Raw genomic sequence first — 18,572 nt, 5'->3', positions numbered from 1 at the left:
CGATGGACTACCAAGTCTCAGCCAGAAAATACCGGCCGGCCACGTTCCAGGACGTCATCGGCCAGCCGCACGTCGTTCAAACACTCATGAACGGGATCGCTTCCGAGCGGATTGCCCATGCGTTCCTCTTTTCCGGCAGTCGGGGCGTAGGAAAGACGACCGTCGCGCGCATTTTGGCCAAGGCTCTCAATTGCGAACAGGGTCCGACCAGCACCCCGTGCGGCACGTGTCTGAACTGTGCGGAGATCACGCAGGGCACCTCCGTCGATGTGATCGAAATCGACGGCGCTTCCAATACGAGCGTGGACGACGTCCGTGAAATTCGTGAGAACGTCAAGTTTACCCCCTTCCGCGGCCATTACCGCGTCTATATCATCGATGAAGTGCACATGCTGTCGAACTCCGCGTTCAACGCGCTCCTCAAGACGCTGGAGGAGCCGCCCGCGCATGTGGTGTTCGTCTTTGCCACGACGGAAATTCATAAGATCCCCGCGACGATCCTGTCCCGGTGTCAGCACTACAACTTCCGCCGGATCCCGAGCCTCGAAATCATGCAGCGTTTGCGCTATGTGGCCGACCAGGACGGCATCCAGATCGAGGACCGCACGCTCACCGCGATCGCACGCGCAAGCGAAGGAAGCATGCGCGATGCGCTGAGCCTGCTGGATCAGGCCATTTCCTTTGCAGGAGACCGCATCCGGCACGAGGACGTGGAGCGTTTGTTGGGGAGCGTCCCCCACGAGCTCGTGCGCACGATGACGGCGGCCGTCCTCGGCCACGACAGTCGTACGGCCATCCGGCTCATTGGACAGTTGTTGGACCGGGGACATGACGTGCGCGCCTTCTGCGGCGAGCTCGTCGAGCACGCAAGGAACCTCCTGGTGGCCTCCGTCCTGCCCGACGGAGACACCCACGAAGGACTGAAAGGTCTGGTGGATCTGTCCGACGAAGAGCTGCGCGAGCTGGTGGATGATGCAAGGAGCGTCTCTCCCGATCGTGTCCAGGATCTGTTTCGCATCTTTTCCGAGGCTGAAGACGCCCTCCGGTCGAGTGCCCGCCCCCGGTTCGTCCTAGAGGTGGCCGCGGTACGGGCGGCTCGTCTCGGGGCGCCGGCGACTGCCTCAGCCCTCCCCGCAGCGCGGCCGGCCACCGCGCCCGTGCCGCAGCGAGGGGCGTCCCGAGGCACTGCCACGCCACAGTCGATCTTACCGAGCAGTACGGCTCCGACACCGGTGCCGACCGGACGACCGCCAGTACCGTCACGCTCAACGACCGCCCCAGGTCGACCCGTTCGTCCACCGGAGGCACCACAAGGAGCAGCCGGGCCACGCACGAACGGATCGAGCACCTTGGAACAGCGGGCAGAGGGTGCGACGCCAAGCGCGACCGCCGTGGCGGTCTCCGTGCCTGAAGGCCGCACCACTGCGCAGATATCCCTGAACTGGGAACAGGTGGTGGAACGGGTCGAGCAGCGGCATCCCAGCATCGGTCCCTTCCTGGCCATGGCGTGCCTCATCGGGTTCGAAGGGCGCGACCTGACGATCGGATATCCACACACGGCTTCGATCGCGCTGGCCAGAGTTCAAAAGGACGACTCGTTACGAGCGATCTCCGAGATTTGCACCGAATGCATCGGGCTCCCCGTTCGGGTCCGCGTGGTTGAGCTTGGTGAAGGCCAGTCGAGCGGGCCCAGCGTATCCGAGTCTCGGGCGAACAAGGAACGGATTCAGAAGCAATCGCTTCTCGTCGAGACCCGGGCTCACCCGCTCGTCAAGCAAGCCCTGGCTCTGTTTGGCGGCGACGTCATAGAGGTCCGGCGAACCACCGTACGAGAGGAGACAGGGTGATGACCAAGAACCCGTTTGGCAACATCGGCAATATCATGAAGCAAGCCCAGGCCATGCAGGAGCAGCTCGCGAAGATCCAAGAGCAGGCTGCGGCCAAAACCGTGGACGGAACGGCGGGAGGCGGGATGGTGACCGTCACCGCGAACGGCGCCATGGATCTGGTGGCGGTCAAGATCGATCCGGAAGTCGTGAAGTCCGGGGATGTCGAGATGCTACAGGACTTGATCCTCGCCGCGGCCGGGGAGGCTCTGCGCAAGGCCAAGGAGATGATGGCCACTGAGATGAAATCGGTCACCGGAGGGCTGAAGATCCCCGGTATGTTCTAGGTGCTCGTGAGGCGCGGCCGTCTTGCCGGCCCATCATTCGGTACTGTTGGCATGGGGCTCGATAACCAAGGACTTCTCAATCGGCTGATCCGCGAGCTCGTGCGGCTGCCGGGCATCGGCCAGAAGAGCGCGCAGCGGTTGGCCTTCCATATTCTCAAAGCGGACAAGGACGAGGCGCTGCGGCTGGCCCAGGCGATCCAGGCCGTCAAGGAGGGTCTTGCGTTTTGCCGGCAGTGCCGGAACATCGCGGAAGGCGAGCTCTGCGAGTTCTGCCTGGACCCGAAACGGGATCAGACGAAGATCCTGGTCATCGAAGAGCCGAGCACCCTCTATGCCGTGGAGCGGGCGGGCGGATACAAAGGGCTGTACCATGTCTTGCTGGGATCCTTGTCACCCTTGGACGGTGTGGGACCGGCCGACATTCGCGCTCAGGATCTAGTCGACCGGCTCGCATCGGGGACCGTGCAGGAAGTCATTCTGGCGACCAGTGCCACGATCGAAGGTGAAGCAACCGCGATTTATCTCACCAAGCTCATCAAGCCTCACGGCGTGCGGGTCTCTCGCATTGCTTACGGCATCCCGGTCGGGATGGACATCGAGTACGCCGATGAGGTCACCCTCGTGAAGTCCATCGAGGGACGCCGGGATCTCTGAGCCCCATTCCATTCCATTGACGATCCTCACCCGCCCTGTGCTATAGTGGGCCACTTTTTTCCCATGAGGGTGGTCTATGCCGAAAAGCGCTGCGAAGAGCACGAAGGCCAAGCGGCCGACCCGAAGGCCCGCCAAGCCAGCCGGCAAATACGAAGACATTCGAAAGGAACTGCAGCGCCAGCGTGATGAGCTCCTCCATGGAGCTGGGGAAGCGCTGACGAACCGCCCGGAGTTCGCAAGCTTCCCCGACTTGACCGACCAAGCATCCGCCGAGGTCGATTCCAATTTTGAGCTACGGTTGAAGGAGCGGGAACAGAAGCTGTTGAAGAAGATCGACGAAGCGCTCGAGCGTCTGGCGACGAACACCTACGGGATCTGCGAACGTTGCGGCCAGGAGATTCCTTACAAGCGCCTGAAAGCCCGGCCCGTGACGACCTTGTGCATCGAGTGCAAGACTCAGCAGGAAGAAGAAGAGAAAATCCGCGGCTGATCTCTCAGCGCCGCAAGGCCTTGACACGCGCCCGCGCGCGGGCGACACGCTCCGCCTCTTCCGGTATCCCTTCCGTCAACGCGATGTACGTCTCATATTCGGCGATCGCACGTTTCACGTTCGTCGTCTCGTACGCTTCCGCCAGGTTGTAGCGCGCGAGGGGGTAGTTTGGGCGCAACGAGACCGCCTTCTCCAACGTCTTGATGGCCTTGTCGACGTCCCCCAGTTTCCCATAGACGGTCCCCAAGTTGTTCAGGACGTCCGCGGCGTTCGGCCGTAGGGCCAACGACTGTTCCATTTCCAACCGCGCCTCTTCGAACCGGCCTTGGCCTTCCAGCGCGAGCCCCAACCGGTGATGCGCTTCAGCCGCCCATACTTTGTCCGTGAAGCCTACGGCGAGGGCTTTGCGGTAGGCCTCGGCCGCCAGGGCATAATCGCGCTCACCGCAATAGCCCAGTTGGGCGGTCTGGCCAGCGGCAAACTCCTGGAGCGCCGCGAACGGTTCTTGAGCCTCTCGATTCTTCAGGGAGGGCGTCGTGGCGTCGCCGGTCGAGGATCGTCGAAGTCGCGTGAGGAACTCCGGCCGGTACGGCGCAAGTAAATTGACATACGGATCGATGGCGATGGAGGCCATCACCAGGCTGGGCTTTCGACGTTCCCCAGTCGTCACGTATTGCGTGGTGCTTTTCTCGTCGCCGGTGACGTACAACGTTCCACTGTGGCCTTGGTCCCCGTCGGCGATACTCGCACCAGGCAGGTAGAACTCCATCGCCGGCTTCAATTCGGACAGAGTCTTCCGGAGCACCGGATACGGTCGGAGAGGAAGGGGATCGGGGAAGATGAAGAGGGATCCGACGAGCAGCCCCCGGCTATCGAAGAAATGGGCCTCTTGTGCCGAAACGGGACTCGCGGCCGCCGGGATGCGGATCTCCTCACCGTTTCCCCACGGTACCGTGTGGACGTGCTTGGACTGATGGCGCTCGAGAAATTGTCCCTTGGATTCACAGGGTCGGGCAGAAGTGAGCAGCGGGAGATCGCTCGCCGATGGCGGCAGGCGGGACCGCGGTGCCTCAGCACACGCCGCAAGCGCGGCAACCATGAGCAGGGCTGGCGCCAAGCGAAGAATCATCAGGCCGAACAGTGACCGAGGTTACGCGAGAGAGGGTCATTCGTGCCCTGGTCGACGCGACCAGGGCACGAGGACTGATCAGGCCGGGAACGAAGGGTGGAGAAGCTACTGCGTGCCGTACGACCGGTTAGGGCGTTGTGCATGCAGCGTCGCGTCTTCCGGCGTATAACCGAAGAGAGCCGGCGAGCTGGATGCAAGCGAATAGAGAGGACGGTTCACCCCATAGTCCAAGACCACTCCGATGGGATTCAGCAGAAAACCCAGCCACCGGAACGGGCTATCGTCCACGGGGGACATGGCAACCGGGTCTGTATAAATGTAGGCCAGGCTGTCGAGCGGCCACGCGGTGGCCTGCTGATATTGGCCCTGTTGATATTGCCCCTCGGATTGAGTACTTGCACATCCGCCGGCCAGCAGCGCGACCATCACCATGGTTCCCAGCAAGAGTCGTCGGTCAGCCATGCCTCACCTCTCTTCTCCTCACGCTGGGAAAAGTCTAGCCGTGGCCCCTGGATTTGTCCAATTCCTCATGAGCAGAGAAAGCGGGCATGGTGGGCGATACTGGTATCGAACCAGTGGCCTCTTCCGTGTGAAGGAAGCGCTCTCCCACTGAGCTAATCGCCCACAGCGCCGGAGTCTAACACATTGTTTTTCTATGCGTCAACGCGCGAACTGCGTAGCGTCCTCAGCTTGACATCCATTTTCCGCGATCCTTAGAATGCCAGCACTTATGCGCGACGATGTGGTTGTGGTCGGTGGAGGATTGGCAGGGTCGGAGGCCGCCTGGCAAGCGGCGACCCGCGGGGCCAAAGTCACCCTCTATGAAATGCGTCCCAAGGAGCCGACCCCGGCCCACAAGACCGGCCTGTTGGCTGAACTCGTCTGCTCGAACTCATTGGGATCCGGCGATCCCGCGAGCGCGCCGGGCCTTCTGAAAGCCGAGATGCGGCGTTTGAACTCGTTGATCATGCGTGCCGCCGATGCCGCCCGCGTTCCGGCAGGCGCCGCCGTCGCGGTGGATCGGGAGCGCTTCTCACAGCACGTCACCCAGACCTTGGCCGGCCATCCGAACATCCGCATCCTGCACGAGGAAGTCACGGAGATTCCACGGGATTGCGTGTCGATCATTGCCACCGGCCCGCTCACCAGCGACGGGCTCGCCGCGGCGATTCGCGCCTGCACACACGAGAAGAGCCTGTACTTCTACGATGCGATCTCACCGATCATCGATGCCGATTCCATCGACATGGACCGCGTCTTTCGCGCATCCCGTTACGACAAGGGGACGGCGGACTACCTGAACTGCCCGATGGATCGGGCGACGTACGAAGTGTTTTACGACGCCTTGATGAAGGCGGAAAAGGTCCAGCCCAAGGACTTCGAGAAGACGCCCTACTTCGAGGCCTGCATTCCGATCGAAGTGATGGCCGAACGCGGCCCACAGACCATGCTCTTCGGTCCGCTGAAGCCGGTCGGCCTCGAAGACCCAAAGACCAAGACGCGGCCGTATGCCGTGGTCCAGCTTCGCGCGGAGAACGCTCATGGCTCCTGCTATAACATGGTCGGCTTCCAGACGAAGTTGACCTACCCGGAGCAGCGGCGGGTCTTTCGAATGATTCCCGGTCTCGAGCGCGCCGAATTCCTCCGATATGGGAGCCTCCATCGCAACACCTTCGTCAACGCGCCTCGGCTCCTCCACGACACGTTGCAGTTGAAGGTTCGGGGAACAACGTTCCTGGCCGGGCAATTGGTCGGGGTCGAGGGATATACGGAGTCCGCGGCCATCGGCGGTCTCGCAGGCATCAATGCGGCGCGGGGCCTCGCAGGACTGCCGCTCCTCACGCCACCGCCGACGACGGCGCACGGCAGTCTCATCAATTACATCACGACCTGCGACCCGCAGCACTTCCAGCCCATCAACACGAACTATGGCCTCTTTCCCCCGTTGCCCGGGCGGGTCAAGGACAAGGAGGAGAAGCGACGACAGATCGGCGAGCGTGCGCTCAAGGACCTCGACGCATGGATCATGCGATCCGGGCTTTCGTGACCTTCCTCGAGGTGGAGCGGGGAGCATCGCCGCAGACCATTCGCGCGTACGAAGGCGATCTTCGGCAGTTCCAGTCCTTTCTCAATTCACGCCGACCGGATTCCACTCTCTCCATCGACCCGTCGGACGTCGATCCGTACGTCGTTCGGAGCTATCTGGCATGGCTTGACCAGCGACGAGAAAAGAAATCGTCAGTCGCCAGAAAGCTCAGCGTGCTGCGCAGCTTTTACCGTTTTCTGGTCAGAGAGGGCCGAACCCCGACGAACCCGGCGGCCGACGTCCGGAGTCCCAAACCGCCCCGCCACCTCCCCACCGTGCTGACGAAAGACGAGGCCAACGCTCTCATGGAGCTGCCCGCAGCGGAGGATGTCGGGTCGCTCCGCGACCGGGCGGTCCTGGAGACCTTGTATTCAACCGGTGCTCGCGTGAGCGAGCTGGTGGGGATGAATTGGGACGACGTGGACGTCGCTGAAGGAACCGTCCGGTTGCGGGGCAAAGGACGGAAGGAGCGATTGGTGCCGATCGGGCACGTCGCGTTGCACGCGCTTCGGGAGTACGAAGCAGCCCGTCTCCGACAATGGCGCAGCGAGACGCCCTCGGCGGCCCCCCCGCGGGCTCGTGAAGCCTGCCTGGCGCCCGTCTTCTTGAACCGCCGTGGCGGTCGCCTCACGGTGCGCAGTGTCGAGCGGATCGTCGAGAGGTATTCGAGCGGACTGGCCGGCGGGCGCATCACGCCGCACGCCCTCCGTCACTCCTTTGCGACCCATCTGCTCGACGAAGGAGCCGACCTGCGGGCCATTCAGGAAATGCTCGGCCACGCGTCGCTGGATACGACGCAAAAGTACACGCATCTGGCCATGGACCGGTTGCTGAAGGTCTACGACGACGCACATCCGCGCGCCAAGTTCGAGACCGATTCGAATCACGACGAGCCCTCCCGATGATCACGATTCGATCGACGACGATTCTCTGCGTCCGGAAAGAAGGGCGCGTCGCGATGGGATCCGACGGCCAAGTCACCGTCGGGACCACGGTCATGAAAAGCAACGCGAAGAAACTGCGCCGGCTGCATCATGACCGGGTGTTGGCGGGCTTTGCGGGGGCGACCGCGGACGCCTTCACGCTGTTCGAGAAGTTTGAAGCGAAACTGGAAGAGTATCGCGGCAACCTGACCCGGGCGTCGGTCGAGCTGGCCAAGGACTGGCGGACGGATCGGATCCTCCGGCGTCTGGAAGCTCTGCTGGCGGTGGCGGACCGAGACCACGCCTTCGTAATCTCCGGTACCGGGGACGTGGTCGAGCCGGAAGACAACATCGTGGCGATCGGCTCGGGTGGTCCGTATGCCTTGGCGGCGGCCAGAGCGCTCCTCGCTCACTCGGCCCTCGACGCCCGCGCCATCGTCGAAGCCTCCATGACGATCGCCGGCGCGATCGACATTTACACGAACCAGCAGCTTCTGATCGAAGAACTCAAACCGTGAGCACCCGAGATCCGGCCATGGAACCGATTCCGACCGACCATCGAGACACGAGAAGCCTGGAAACACTCACGCCGCGGCAAATCGTCGAGGAACTGGACCGCTACGTGATCGGGCAGCGAGACGCCAAACGCATGGTGGCCATCGCCCTCCGAAACCGGTGGCGGCGACAGCAATTGCCGCCCGATCTCCGCGAAGAAGTCATCCCGAAGAACATCATCATGATCGGCCCGACCGGGGTGGGCAAGACCGAAATCGCCCGGCGTCTCGCGAAGCTCGCCCATGCCCCCTTCATCAAGGTCGAGGCCTCGAAATTTACCGAGGTCGGCTACGTCGGCCGCGACGTGGAATCCATCATCCGCGACCTCACCGAGCTGGCGGTGAGCCTCGTGAAGGCCGCGCACATGGAGCAGGTGCAGCACAAGGCGGAGGAACAGGCGGAAGAGCGCTTGCTGGATCTGCTGCTGCCCCCGGCCCTCTCGAAGCCCGTCGGCTTCGGCGACGGGGAGACGATCGCCGCCCCGGGCGACTCCGCCGACACCACCCGCTCCAAGCTGCGCCTCCAACTCCGAGAGGGAAAGCTGGATCACCGCACGGTCGAGCTGGAAGTCAAGGAACGCGGCCTTCCGATCGGGGTGATCTCGAATGCGGCGGGTATGGAGGAATTGGAGAGCGGGCTTCGGGACATGCTCGGCGGGCTCTTCCCCGGAAAGAAGAAAAAGCGGCTCATGAAGGTGCCCGAAGCGATGAAGCATCTCACGCAGGAGGAGGCGCAGAAGCTCATCGACATGGATGAGGTCGTCCGGGAAGCCATTGCGAAGGTCGAGCAGACGGGCATCGTCTTTCTCGATGAGATCGACAAGATCGCCGGCCGCGAAAAGAGCGCCGGTCCCGACGTTTCCCGGGAGGGCGTTCAGCGCGATCTCTTGCCGATCGTGGAGGGGTCGACCGTGAACACGAAGCACGGGGCGGTCCGCACCGACCACATCCTCTTCATCGCCGCCGGGGCGTTTCACGTCGCCAAGCCGTCGGACCTCATCCCGGAGCTCCAGGGGCGCTTTCCCATTCGGGTGGAGTTGGAAGCGCTGTCGAAGGCGGATTTCATCCGCATTTTGACGGAACCCAAAGGGGCGCTGGTGACCCAGTATCGGGCGCTGCTCAAGACCGAAGGCATCACGCTCGAGTTCACCCCCGAGGGGCTGGAGGAAATCGCCGCCACGGCCGAGCAGGTGAACGACCGGACCGAGAACATCGGGGCTCGCCGCTTGTTCACGGTCATGGAACGCCTCCTCGAGCAGGTTCTGTTCGACGCCCCCGACGTCGCGTCCAAAACGATCGTCGTGGACGCGGACTATGTGAGGACGCGCCTCACGACGATCGTCAAGGACGAGGACCTCAGCCGATTTATTTTGTGACAGCCGTCAGCGATCAGCAGTCAGCCCGCTGACGGAAGGTCGAAGCTGTTGCCGGATGCTGACCGCTCAAGGAGCTCAGCCATGAACCGACTGATCAAGAAGGCCGATGTCCTCGTCGAAGCCCTGCCTTATATCCGCACGTTCACCGGCAAGACCGTGGTCGTGAAATACGGCGGAAAAGCGATGACCGAGGACGCACTGAAGGACAAGTTTGCGGCCGACGTGGTCCTGCTCAAGTACGTGGGGCTGAACCCGGTCATCGTCCACGGAGGCGGCCCGCAGATCGACCAGATGCTTGATCGCCTGGGGCTCGAGGCGAAGTTTCGCCAAGGGGTGCGGATTACCGACCGGGCCACCATGGAAATCGTGGAAATGGTGCTGGGGGGAAAGATCAACAAGGAGATCGTCACCTTGCTGAACCAGCACGGCGCCAAGGCGGTGGGGTTGACCGGCAAGGACGGGAACTTGATCTACGCGAAGGCGCTGACGGCGAAAGCCTGGGCCGAGAGCCTGTACACCGAGCCGGACGGCTCACCGGACGAAGACTTCGGGCTGGTCGGTGAAGTTCAGGCCGTGAACCCGCATCTGCTCGTGAAACTCCAGCAGGACCACTTCATTCCCGTGATCGCGCCGATCGGCACCGATAAGGCCGGGCGCACGTACAACATCAATGCCGATCTCGTCGCCGGGGCCGTCGCCGCCGCCCTGAAGGCCGAAAAGCTGCTCGTGCTGACCGACGTGAAGGGAATCCGCAATGCAAACGGCCATCACGTCTCGACGCTGACCCGCAAGGACATGCAGCGGATGGTGAAGAAAGGCACGATCAGCGCCGGCATGCTCCCGAAAGTGCACGCCTGCCTGATGGCGCTGGACGGCGGGGTCCGTAAGGCGCACATCATCGACGGTCGCATGCCGCATGCGATCCTGCTCGAAGTTTTCACCGACAAGGGGATCGGCACGGAGATTCTGTCCTAGCCGGGCTCTACGCCGCCGCCGACTCTCCGGTCAGCCGGACCATCCCCGCGGGAAATTTGGGTGTGCGCACGGTCAAGACCGGGCATGGCGCCTGGCGGAGCACGGCCTCCGCCACACTGCCGCTGATCCATGAGGGCAGCCCCCGACGGCCGTGGGTCCCCATGACGATCAAGTCCGCCTCCTGTTCTTTGGCCGCCGCCATAATGGATTCGCCGGGAATGCCCCCACGAATCGCCGTCTGGACGGAGAGGGCATGGCCGCGCAGCCGTCCGGCCAACTCCGCGAGCCTCGCTTCCCACTGAAGCCTCGCCTTCGGCTCATCGGCACTCGAACCGAGACCCAGATCGAGATCGTAGTATCGTGGCTCCAAGGCATGGACCAGGATGAGCATGGCGCGAAAATGCATGGCGAGCTGCGCTCCGTACTCGAGCGCCGCCAGCGAGCAGGTGGAAAAATCGACGGGGACCAGGAGACGGGAGAGCGAGGCGGGGCTCTCTCGATCGCGACCTCGGCCACCCGGGCAACGGATCGTGAGGACCGGGCACGACGCCCGTTTCACGACACGCTCGGCCGTACTGCCAAGAAGAATATGGTCCAAGCCGGTCCGGCCATGGGTGCCCACGACGACGAGGTCCGCCTGTATGTCGTCCGCGGCCGCCGTGATCCGCTCGCTTGGAATGCCTTCTTCCAGCCGGCGGTCGATGGCGATCTCCGGGGCCATGACGGTCCGGACGGTCTCCTCGAGTCGGTCGCGCCCGTTGACCCGGCGGCGTTCGAGGTACTCGTCACCCTCCCGAGTCAGCCCGCTCTCGGGAAGCAGCTCGAGCACATGGAGGAGCGTCAGGGACGCCCCATACGCCCGGGCGAAGAACACGGCCTGATCGAGCGCGCGCCGCGCACAGGCGGAGAAATCCGTGGCCAGCAGGATACGTTGAAGGCGCAACATCGTCATGTCGCGGTCACTGGTTGGACCCTACTCTACTGCTCCGGGACTGTAAATCGGTGGTTCCCCCTATGGCGCTCACGTGGGCGCGCGGATCAGGCCACGACCGCGACCTTCATCACGCCGTCACGTCGCTCACCCAAGAGGCGGTACCCGTCCACGATGCGATCCAACGTGACGCGATGCGTTCAACAGCGGGGTCAGGTCCACATGTTGTTGGCCGCTGAGCCCCGTCGGCTCGATGCGTCAGCAAAAGAAATGCTCAGGCCATCGACCGGGATCGCGGTGCGGCCTCACTTGACAGCCTGTCCGCTCTGAGACATCGTGCTCGCCGCACAGGAGCTCGACATGGACAGGCGCCTCACCCGACGAGTCCGCGCGGCGGTCCGCAGGGTCTTCGACCGGCTGGACTACCACGAGCTCGCACCGATCTATTGTGACGAAGGCGGGGAGGCGTTCTGGAGGGATCGACGCGGCCCATGTGAGCAAGCCGGCGTCGATCTCGCGAACGTACTGCTGGGGCGGCTCCAGCCCCGGGGCCGAAGCCTGTACGTCGGCGCCGGTGTCGCGGAGCTCCCGCTGCTCGTGATGGAGACGCTTCAGTTGAAGCGGACCGTCCACCCCTTCAACCTGCGGGCCGCCGAGGTCGACGTGCTGAATGAGGCCTGCGCGGGGCTGCCCTTCCGCGTCGTCCCCGGGGATGCCGCGTCGGCGCGGGGCTCGTTCGATCACCTCTGGATCGTCAGCGTGCTGAACGATCCCGAACGTTTTCCCGAGCTCTCAGCGCTCTCCTACGGCCGCGCTCATCCGGCTCTGTTCGACGCCCGTCGATTCGAGCGAGAGCGCACGGCGGTCAGAACGTTGGTCAATGCCTGCCTGCGAAAGCTCTCGCCGCCCGCCCTGGTCTCGACGTCGGTCGAGGAACTCTGCTGGATCGCCGAGTGGTGCGGTCTGGCCGGAGTCCCCTATGACGTGGGACGGGAACGGTATCCGACCGCGCTCGTCGAGGATCCGGTGTGCCTGATCAGAATCGGACGGCCGCCGGCCGGCACGAGAACGCGGCGAGCCGTCTAGAAACCGACGCGAGCGCGGGGCGGCCCCGCCAGGTACTGCTTGGCATAGCGGACGTAATTGCCGGCCGATTCCCGGAGCCAGACCAACTCAGCCTCCGTGGCGGCGCGCTTGACCTTCGCCGGCGTCCCGACAATCACGCTCTTCGGCGGTACGATCGTCCCTTCGGTCACCAGCGCGCCCGCGCCGACGATCGAGTCCTCCCCGATGACGGCCCCGTCCATGATGATCGCGCCCATGCCGACGAGGACCCGGTCCTTGACCGTACACCCGTGGAGCACGACCCGATGGCCGATCGTCACGTCATCGCCGATCACGGTCGGATGCGTCTCATGCGTCACGTGGACCACACAGAGATCCTGGACGTTCGTCCGGCTCCCGATTCGGATGAAGTGGACGTCGCCTCGGATCACGGAGTTGAACCAGATACTCGACTCCTCGCCGATCACGACGTCTCCGATGATCACCGCCGTGTCATCGACGAACGCGGTCTGGGCGATCGTGGGCGCGATCCCTTGGAACGTTCGGATCATGTCGCCACTCTAAGAGAAAGACGGATCGCAATCAAGCACCGGCGACTTCCTGATGGGCCTGCATTGACACGCGTTTTCTCCGTCCTGTAGGCTGATCGCCATGCCGCGCAAGACGCTCCACGTGCTGCCCTTGGAAGGGAAGACCACGGTCGGCTTCGTCAATCTCGGGTGCACCAAGAATCAGGTCGATGCCGAGGTCATGCTGGGGGGGCTGGCCCAGGACGGGTTCGAACTGACGAGCGACGCCGAACGCGCCCAGGTCGTCATCGTGAACACGTGCGGGTTCATCGAAGAAGCCAAACGAGAATCGATCAATGCGATCATCGAGTACGGCGAGCTCAAGAAATCCGGTGCATGCAAGGTGCTCATCGCGGCCGGATGTCTGGCCCAACGGTATCAAGGCGAGCTGCTAAAGGAATTGCCCGAGCTCGACGGGGTGGTGGGAACCGGTGAGATCGGGCGCATCGCCGAGATTACCCGGCGGCTGTTGCACCGGCCGCAGACCACCGAACGCGTCTGGGCAGGGCCACCGCCCTATCTGTACGATGCGCGCACGCCCCGCATGCGAATCGGCGCGGCGCACTCGGCGTACGTCAAGATCGCCGAGGGCTGTAACCGTCAGTGCGCCTTCTGCGCGATTCCGCTGATGCGCGGAAAGCAGCGGAGCCGGCCGATCGCCTCGATCGTCGAAGAAGCGCGGCGCTTGGCGGAGGAAGGCGTCCGTGAGCTGAACCTCATTTCCCAAGACACGATCAACTACGGCGCGGATCTCGGCATACGACACGCGTTGACGAAGCTCCTCGAGGAATTGGTCACGATTAAGGGCCTTCGCTGGATCCGCCCCTTCTACCTCTACCCGCAGCAGGTCGACGAGGGCCTGATCGACCTGTACGCCGGCCACGAGAAGATCGCAAAATACGTCGACATGCCGCTCCAGCACATCAGCGCTGCGGTGCTCAAGCGGATGCGCCGGCTCGGCGACAAACGCTTCATCACCGGCCTGGTCGAGCGCCTCCGGACCCGCATTCCGGGGCTGACCTTCCGGACGGCGTTCATCGTCGGGTTTCCGGGCGAAACCGAACGGGACTTCGCCGAGCTGCGTGCGTACCTCGCCGAGATGGCCTTTGATCGGGTGGCGATCTTTCTTTATTCGGACGAAGAAGGGACCGGAGCGGCCGACCTGACCAGGAAGGTCGACCGAGGCGTCATGGAAGCCAGGCGGGAGGAGCTGGTCGCGCTTCAGGAATCCATCGCGCTCAAGAAAAATCGAGCCCGGATCGGCAGCACGCTCGAAGTCATGATCGAAGGCCCCTCCGAGGAGTCCGATCTCCTGCTGGCCGCCCGGCATGAAGGCCAGGCGCCCGCGATCGACGGAGTGGTGTACATCAACGATGTCGTGGAGGCGCCGTCCCCGCTCATCCACCTCAAAAAGCCTCGCCGGGGCGCAGCGGAGCTGCGTCCCGGCGAGCTGGCCAAAGCAAGGATCACCGACGCCTGGGCCGACGACCTCGTGGGGCACATCGAAGGATGACGAGGCGCCGCGCCGCCCGGGCCCAGGCCTTCGACTTCCGGCAGTAATACCGCCGATCCGTCGGTCGTCGCGGCTCCACTAGACCCTCACGGTCACGAACAGCGACATGCCGCGGCGATTGATGAGAAACAGCGCCGGCTCATCCTTCTTCAGCGACGAGGCCTTCTTCTCATAGTCCTTCACGGACTTGATCGGCTCCCGATTGATCTCTTGGATGACGTCGCCTTCGCGCAATCCCGCCTCCTGGGCGGGGCTGCCCGGCTCCACCCCGGTGACGACCACCCCGGTGATCTTGTCGCTGAGCCCCAATTCGCGGGCGGTCTTGCGATCGAGCGGTTGAACCTCGAGGCCGGCCAACGCCGTTCCGTCGTCGCCCTCCGACTCCGCCTTGGCCATCTTCACCGTATCCGGCTGTTCGGCGACCGTCACCGTGATCTCTTTCGCACGGCCGTCGCGGAGGACCTTGAGCGTGGCCGTCGTGCCCACCGGGGTGCGGGTCACCGCGCGCTGTAGGGTCGCCGGCTCCTCGATGGGCGTCCCCTGGTACTCGATGATCACGTCACCCTGCTTCAACCCGCCTTTCTCCGCCGGACTGTCGGCCGTCACATCGCTGACCAACGCCCCCTTGGTCTCCTTCAAGCCGAAGGACTGCGCCAGGTCCTGGTTGATGTCCTGGATGGCCACACCGAGATACCCGCGGACGACCCGCCCCGTTTTCACGAGGCTTTCGAAGACCGGCTTCGCCATGCTGGTGGGGACCGCGAAGCCCACGCCTTGGTAGCCGCCGGTTTGGGAGAAGATCGCCGTGTTGATGCCGATCAGCTCCCCCTTCGTGTTGACCAGCGCTCCGCCGGAGTTACCCGGGTTGATGGCCGCATCCGTCTGAATGAAGTCCTCGTACTGGGTGATGCCCATCCGGCCGCGTCCCAACGCGCTGACGATCCCGAGGGTCACCGTCGAATTCAACCCGAACGGATTGCCGACGGCCAGGACGTACTCACCGACCTGCAGTTTCGAGGAGTCCCCCCAGGGGACGAACGGCAGATCGCGGCCCTCGATCTTCACCACGGCGAGATCCGTCTTCGGATCCGTGCCCACCACCTTGCCGGTGAACTCTCGCTTGTCCGGCAGCGTCACGTGGACCTCCTTGGCCCCCTCCACCACGTGGTTGTTGGTGATGATGTAGCCGTCCGGGGTGATGATGACGCCCGAGCCCATGCCGCCGCGGTGCGGCCCACGCTCTCCGAACGGAAAGCGCTCGAACGGACCGGGCTTGGGGCCGAAGAACGGCTTCGGCAACTCGAAGCCGAAAAACTCCTCCGTGCGATCGCGTGGGTCGCGCGAGTCGCGGCCCTCGCGGCTCTTCTCCTCGCGCACGAGCGTCTTGGCCGGGGTGATATTGACCACCGCCGGACGCACCGCTTTGGCGACCTCCGGAAACCCCGGGGCGATCTCGGTCCCCGTGGGGCTGGTCTGCGCGACGGGTGCCGCGACTGCTCCCGCCGGCAGACCGGGCAGATTGGCGGCCAGCATCCCTCCCGATGCGAGCAGGACGAGCGCCGCCGCCCATGTCGCAATCTTTGTCCATCGATCCTGAAACACCGTTCTCATAGCTCCCTCCTTCACGCTCGGCACACGGCCGTGTTGCTACCCGTACCGTAGCAACGGAAGCTAAGAAGAGCATTAGCGGTGGATTAAAAGCGGCTAATCATGCCGGGGGGCACGGGGGAGCGTCACCGTGAAGACCGAGCCTTTGCCGGGTTCGCTCTGGACCGTGACGCAGCCGCCATGCGCCTCCACGATCCATTTGCAGATGGCCAGACCGAGGCCCGTGCCTTTCTTCGCGTGCGCACGGGCGGCATCGGTTCGGTAGAAGCGATCGAAGATGTGCCGCTGCTCACCGGGAGCGATCCCGATGCCATGGTCTTCGACCGTGACGCGGACGGTATCTCTCGTCGAGGACAGCCCCAGCTCCACCCGACCGCCGGGATACGAGTACTTGACGGCATTGTCGAGCAGATTCAAGAACAACTCATGCAAACGCATCTCGTCACCGAGCACCGTGACCGGTTCCAGCGCGGACATCACGATGCGAACGTCCCGTTCCTGCCCTAACACGTCCGCCTGACGCCGCAAGTCGTCCAGGAGCGTGTCCACACGGACCGGCCGGGACTCCAGCGTGATTTCCCCGAGGTCGGCGCGGGACAGGAACAGGAGCTCCTCGACGATCCGGCTCATACGATCGATCTCCTCCAGACCGCTTTCCAGCACGACTCGATAGTCCTCGGCTGAGCGTGGACGGCGGAGCGCCAGCTCCGCTTCTCCCTTGAGGACCGTCAGGGGCGTTCGCAGCTCATGGGAAGCGTCCGTCGTGAACTGCCGCACCTGTTTGAACGAGGCTTCCAACCGCGCGATCATCTCGTTGAACGTTGCGGCAAGGCGGCCGATTTCGTCCTGCACGGGCGGCAGAGTCAACCGCTGGGTCAAATCACCGGCCGCGATGCGTTGGGCCGCAGCGGTGATCGCGCCGACGGGTCGGAGGGCGCGGCCGGCGAGGAACCAGCCGCCGCCGAGCGACAGCAGCACTGCCACGGGCATGGCGATCATGAGGATCACGAGCAAGTGGTGCAGCATCTCCTCCTCGGGCCGCAGCGAGGTGCCGACCTGCACGATGTTGACGAGCGTGCCGCCGTGCTGAATGGGCACCGAGATCAATCGCAGCGGCGGCTCACCGGGGAACCGGGCGGACTCGAACGTCGTCTTGCCCTCGAACGCGGCGCGCAGCGCCGTTTCGCTCAGCGGAATATCGCGGCTGCCGATGTTGGGGGATTGAATCGTGATCCTGCCGCTCGGCCCGAAGATCTGAAAGAACTTGTCCAGGACGGCCAGCTCGGGGAAGTCGGCCGACAGGTCGTCGAAGAGCAAGAAGGGACCAAACCGCCGCTCTTCGAGGGAGCGGATGGCGACCGAGGCCGCTTCTTCCAACGAGCGATCGACCTGCTCCTTGAGCGCCGTGGCCAGGGCTCCGTAGAGCGCGGTGCCCAACAGGATCAGGATGCCGGCCAGCGCCGTTCCATACCACAAGGTGAGTCGAACGCGAAGGGACATAGGAAAAACAGGTTAAGGTTGGGGTTCAGGTTGAGCGAAAGCAGGATAAAAACTTAACCTTAGCCTCAACCTCAACCTTCCGCCTTCAGCACATACCCGCTGCCGCGGACGGTGTGGATCAGCTTGCGCTCGCGCCCGCGATCGATCTTGTTGCGCAAGTAACTGACGTAGACGTCGATGACGTTCGTGAAGGTATCGAAATCGAGATTCCACACGTGCTCGGCGATCATGGGTCGACTCAGGACACGGCCGGTGTTGCGCATCAGGTACTCCAGGAGCGCGTATTCCTTCGCGGTCAAGTCGATCCGTTGTCCTCCTCGCGTCACCTCACGGGTTGCGGGGTTCAAAACCAGATCCTCGATCTGGAGGATTCCCGCAGCCTCGCCACCGCCTCGCCGCAGCAAGGCCCGCACCCTGGCCAACAGCTCTTCGATGGCGAACGGTTTGGTGAGATAGTCATCCGCCCCCGCATCCAAGCCTTTGACTTTTTGATCCAATCGGGCTCGCGCCGTGAGAATCAGCACGGGGCTCTTGATCTTCGCGCGCCGCAGTCGCTCCAGGATCTCCAGGCCGGACACCTTGGGAAGCATCACGTCGAGAATCACGAGGTCATAGACGCCTTCCAAGGCGAGATCCAGGCCCTGCTCACCGTCGTGGGCGACATCCACCGCATAGCTTTCCTCCTCAAGCGCCTTCCTAATGAATGAGGCGACCTTGACTTCGTCTTCGACAACGAGGATCCGCATCGTCTTGGACTTTCGCGGGATTATAACAGAGCGACTTCCTGAGAGTGACCTGCCGCACCCGGCTCACGGCGGTCCCGCGAGAGTATGATGGGCCTGTCATGCTTTGTGCTATGGTCAACCACGTAGCCTGTTAAATATTTCGACACCGGTCGAGCTCCTTCAAGAGATTGATTCCTAGACCGTATCCGACCGAGGTCGTATGAGCTCCAGCCCACGTGTCGAAACCTTTTACAGAACGTAAGACGCCATGCGATGGGCATGCACCTAGTCGGCTAGCAAT

The 18,572-nt window shown here is 63.5% G+C and carries 18 protein-coding genes and 1 tRNA gene; 11 read left to right on the top strand and 8 right to left on the bottom strand.

All coding sequences use genetic code 11. The annotated features are described in order from the left end of the window. The first annotated feature begins 2 nt into the window (after positions 1-2). The 4 genes from dnaX to dksA all read left to right on the top strand — a co-directional run bounded on the left by dnaX (position 3) and on the right by dksA (position 3,317). Positions 3-1,847: a DNA polymerase III subunit gamma/tau gene (gene dnaX / locus ACWHYV_RS01365; RefSeq protein WP_447978874.1), complete on the top strand. Its 1,845-nt coding sequence runs from the start codon at positions 3-5 to the stop codon at positions 1,845-1,847. After that, on the top strand, positions 1,847-2,173 hold the full coding sequence (locus tag ACWHYV_RS01360) for a YbaB/EbfC family nucleoid-associated protein (RefSeq protein ID WP_447978873.1): 327 nt from the start codon (positions 1,847-1,849) through the stop codon (positions 2,171-2,173). Before dnaX ends, ACWHYV_RS01360 begins: the two co-directional genes overlap by 1 nt. Before the next feature lie 51 nt (positions 2,174-2,224). Next, positions 2,225-2,827, top strand: a complete 603-nt coding sequence (gene recR / locus ACWHYV_RS01355) for a recombination mediator RecR (RefSeq protein WP_447978872.1) — start codon at positions 2,225-2,227, stop codon at positions 2,825-2,827. 76 nt (positions 2,828-2,903) lie between these two features. After that, positions 2,904-3,317 carry an RNA polymerase-binding protein DksA gene (gene dksA / locus ACWHYV_RS01350; RefSeq protein ID WP_447978871.1) on the top strand — a complete coding sequence of 138 codons (414 nt, stop codon included), beginning with the start codon at positions 2,904-2,906 and terminating at the stop codon, positions 3,315-3,317. Positions 3,318-3,321: 4 nt separating this feature from the next. Here dksA and ACWHYV_RS01345 read toward each other — a convergent pair whose 3' ends face one another. The 3 genes from ACWHYV_RS01345 to ACWHYV_RS01335 form a co-directional block, all read right to left on the bottom strand. Further along, positions 3,322-4,434 carry a tetratricopeptide repeat protein gene (locus ACWHYV_RS01345; protein WP_447978870.1) on the bottom strand — a complete coding sequence of 371 codons (1,113 nt, stop codon included), beginning with the start codon at positions 4,432-4,434 and terminating at the stop codon, positions 3,322-3,324. A gap of 117 nt (positions 4,435-4,551) precedes the next feature. Then, positions 4,552-4,908 carry a hypothetical protein gene (locus tag ACWHYV_RS01340; protein ID WP_447978869.1) on the bottom strand — a complete coding sequence of 119 codons (357 nt, stop codon included), beginning with the start codon at positions 4,906-4,908 and terminating at the stop codon, positions 4,552-4,554. Positions 4,909-4,995: 87 nt separating this feature from the next. Beyond that, positions 4,996-5,070: transfer RNA gene (locus tag ACWHYV_RS01335), tRNA-Val, on the bottom strand. 106 nt (positions 5,071-5,176) lie between these two features. Between ACWHYV_RS01335 and trmFO the strand changes: the two genes are divergently transcribed. The 5 genes from trmFO to argB all read left to right on the top strand — a co-directional run bounded on the left by trmFO (position 5,177) and on the right by argB (position 10,360). Beyond that, entirely contained in the window at positions 5,177-6,493 is a 1,317-nt protein-coding gene (gene trmFO / locus ACWHYV_RS01330) for a methylenetetrahydrofolate--tRNA-(uracil(54)-C(5))-methyltransferase (FADH(2)-oxidizing) TrmFO (RefSeq protein WP_447978868.1), read from the top strand. Further along, positions 6,466-7,437 (top strand): tyrosine recombinase XerC, encoded by a 972-nt coding sequence (gene xerC / locus ACWHYV_RS01325; RefSeq protein WP_447978867.1) that lies wholly within the window; start codon positions 6,466-6,468, stop codon positions 7,435-7,437. Before trmFO ends, xerC begins: the two co-directional genes overlap by 28 nt. Beyond that, on the top strand, positions 7,434-7,973 hold the full coding sequence (gene hslV / locus ACWHYV_RS01320) for an ATP-dependent protease subunit HslV (protein WP_447978866.1): 540 nt from the start codon (positions 7,434-7,436) through the stop codon (positions 7,971-7,973). The genes xerC and hslV overlap by 4 nt, the downstream gene beginning before the upstream one ends. A gap of 17 nt (positions 7,974-7,990) precedes the next feature. Beyond that, positions 7,991-9,385: an ATP-dependent protease ATPase subunit HslU gene (hslU, locus tag ACWHYV_RS01315; RefSeq protein ID WP_447978865.1), complete on the top strand. Its 1,395-nt coding sequence runs from the start codon at positions 7,991-7,993 to the stop codon at positions 9,383-9,385. 81 nt (positions 9,386-9,466) lie between these two features. After that, entirely contained in the window at positions 9,467-10,360 is an 894-nt protein-coding gene (argB, locus tag ACWHYV_RS01310; protein WP_447978864.1) for an acetylglutamate kinase, read from the top strand. Between the two features lie 7 nt (positions 10,361-10,367). Here the strand turns inward: argB and ACWHYV_RS01305 are convergent, their stop codons facing one another. Next, on the bottom strand, positions 10,368-11,312 hold the full coding sequence (locus ACWHYV_RS01305; RefSeq protein WP_447978863.1) for a universal stress protein: 945 nt from the start codon (positions 11,310-11,312) through the stop codon (positions 10,368-10,370). Positions 11,313-11,651: 339 nt separating this feature from the next. On the opposite strand from ACWHYV_RS01305, the gene ACWHYV_RS01300 reads away from it, so the two are divergent. Continuing rightward, on the top strand, positions 11,652-12,377 hold the full coding sequence (locus ACWHYV_RS01300) for a hypothetical protein (RefSeq protein WP_447978862.1): 726 nt from the start codon (positions 11,652-11,654) through the stop codon (positions 12,375-12,377). On the opposite strand, the gene ACWHYV_RS01295 is transcribed toward ACWHYV_RS01300, so the two are convergent. After that, complete coding sequence (locus ACWHYV_RS01295; RefSeq protein ID WP_447978861.1) at positions 12,374-12,907, bottom strand: gamma carbonic anhydrase family protein; 534 nt, start codon at positions 12,905-12,907, stop codon at positions 12,374-12,376. The two genes, ACWHYV_RS01300 and ACWHYV_RS01295, sit on opposite strands and share 4 nt — an antisense overlap. Before the next feature lie 100 nt (positions 12,908-13,007). Between ACWHYV_RS01295 and rimO the strand changes: the two genes are divergently transcribed. Further along, on the top strand, positions 13,008-14,438 hold the full coding sequence (rimO, locus tag ACWHYV_RS01290; RefSeq protein ID WP_447978860.1) for a 30S ribosomal protein S12 methylthiotransferase RimO: 1,431 nt from the start codon (positions 13,008-13,010) through the stop codon (positions 14,436-14,438). Positions 14,439-14,516: 78 nt separating this feature from the next. On the opposite strand, the gene ACWHYV_RS01285 is transcribed toward rimO, so the two are convergent. The 3 genes from ACWHYV_RS01285 to ACWHYV_RS01275 all read right to left on the bottom strand — a co-directional run bounded on the left by ACWHYV_RS01285 (position 14,517) and on the right by ACWHYV_RS01275 (position 18,292). Then, the gene (locus ACWHYV_RS01285) at positions 14,517-16,049 is read right to left on the bottom strand and encodes a DegQ family serine endoprotease (RefSeq protein WP_447978859.1); all 1,533 of its coding nucleotides are present in this window, start codon (positions 16,047-16,049) and stop codon (positions 14,517-14,519) included. Positions 16,050-16,142: 93 nt separating this feature from the next. Beyond that, positions 16,143-17,546 (bottom strand): heavy metal sensor histidine kinase, encoded by a 1,404-nt coding sequence (locus ACWHYV_RS01280; RefSeq protein ID WP_447978858.1) that lies wholly within the window; start codon positions 17,544-17,546, stop codon positions 16,143-16,145. 71 nt (positions 17,547-17,617) lie between these two features. Further along, the gene (locus ACWHYV_RS01275) at positions 17,618-18,292 is read right to left on the bottom strand and encodes a response regulator (protein WP_447978857.1); all 675 of its coding nucleotides are present in this window, start codon (positions 18,290-18,292) and stop codon (positions 17,618-17,620) included. Between the last annotated feature and the right edge of the window lie 280 nt (positions 18,293-18,572).

Source organism: Candidatus Nitrospira bockiana (assembly GCF_965152565.1).
This window is presented reverse-complemented; position numbering and strand designations above follow the sequence as displayed.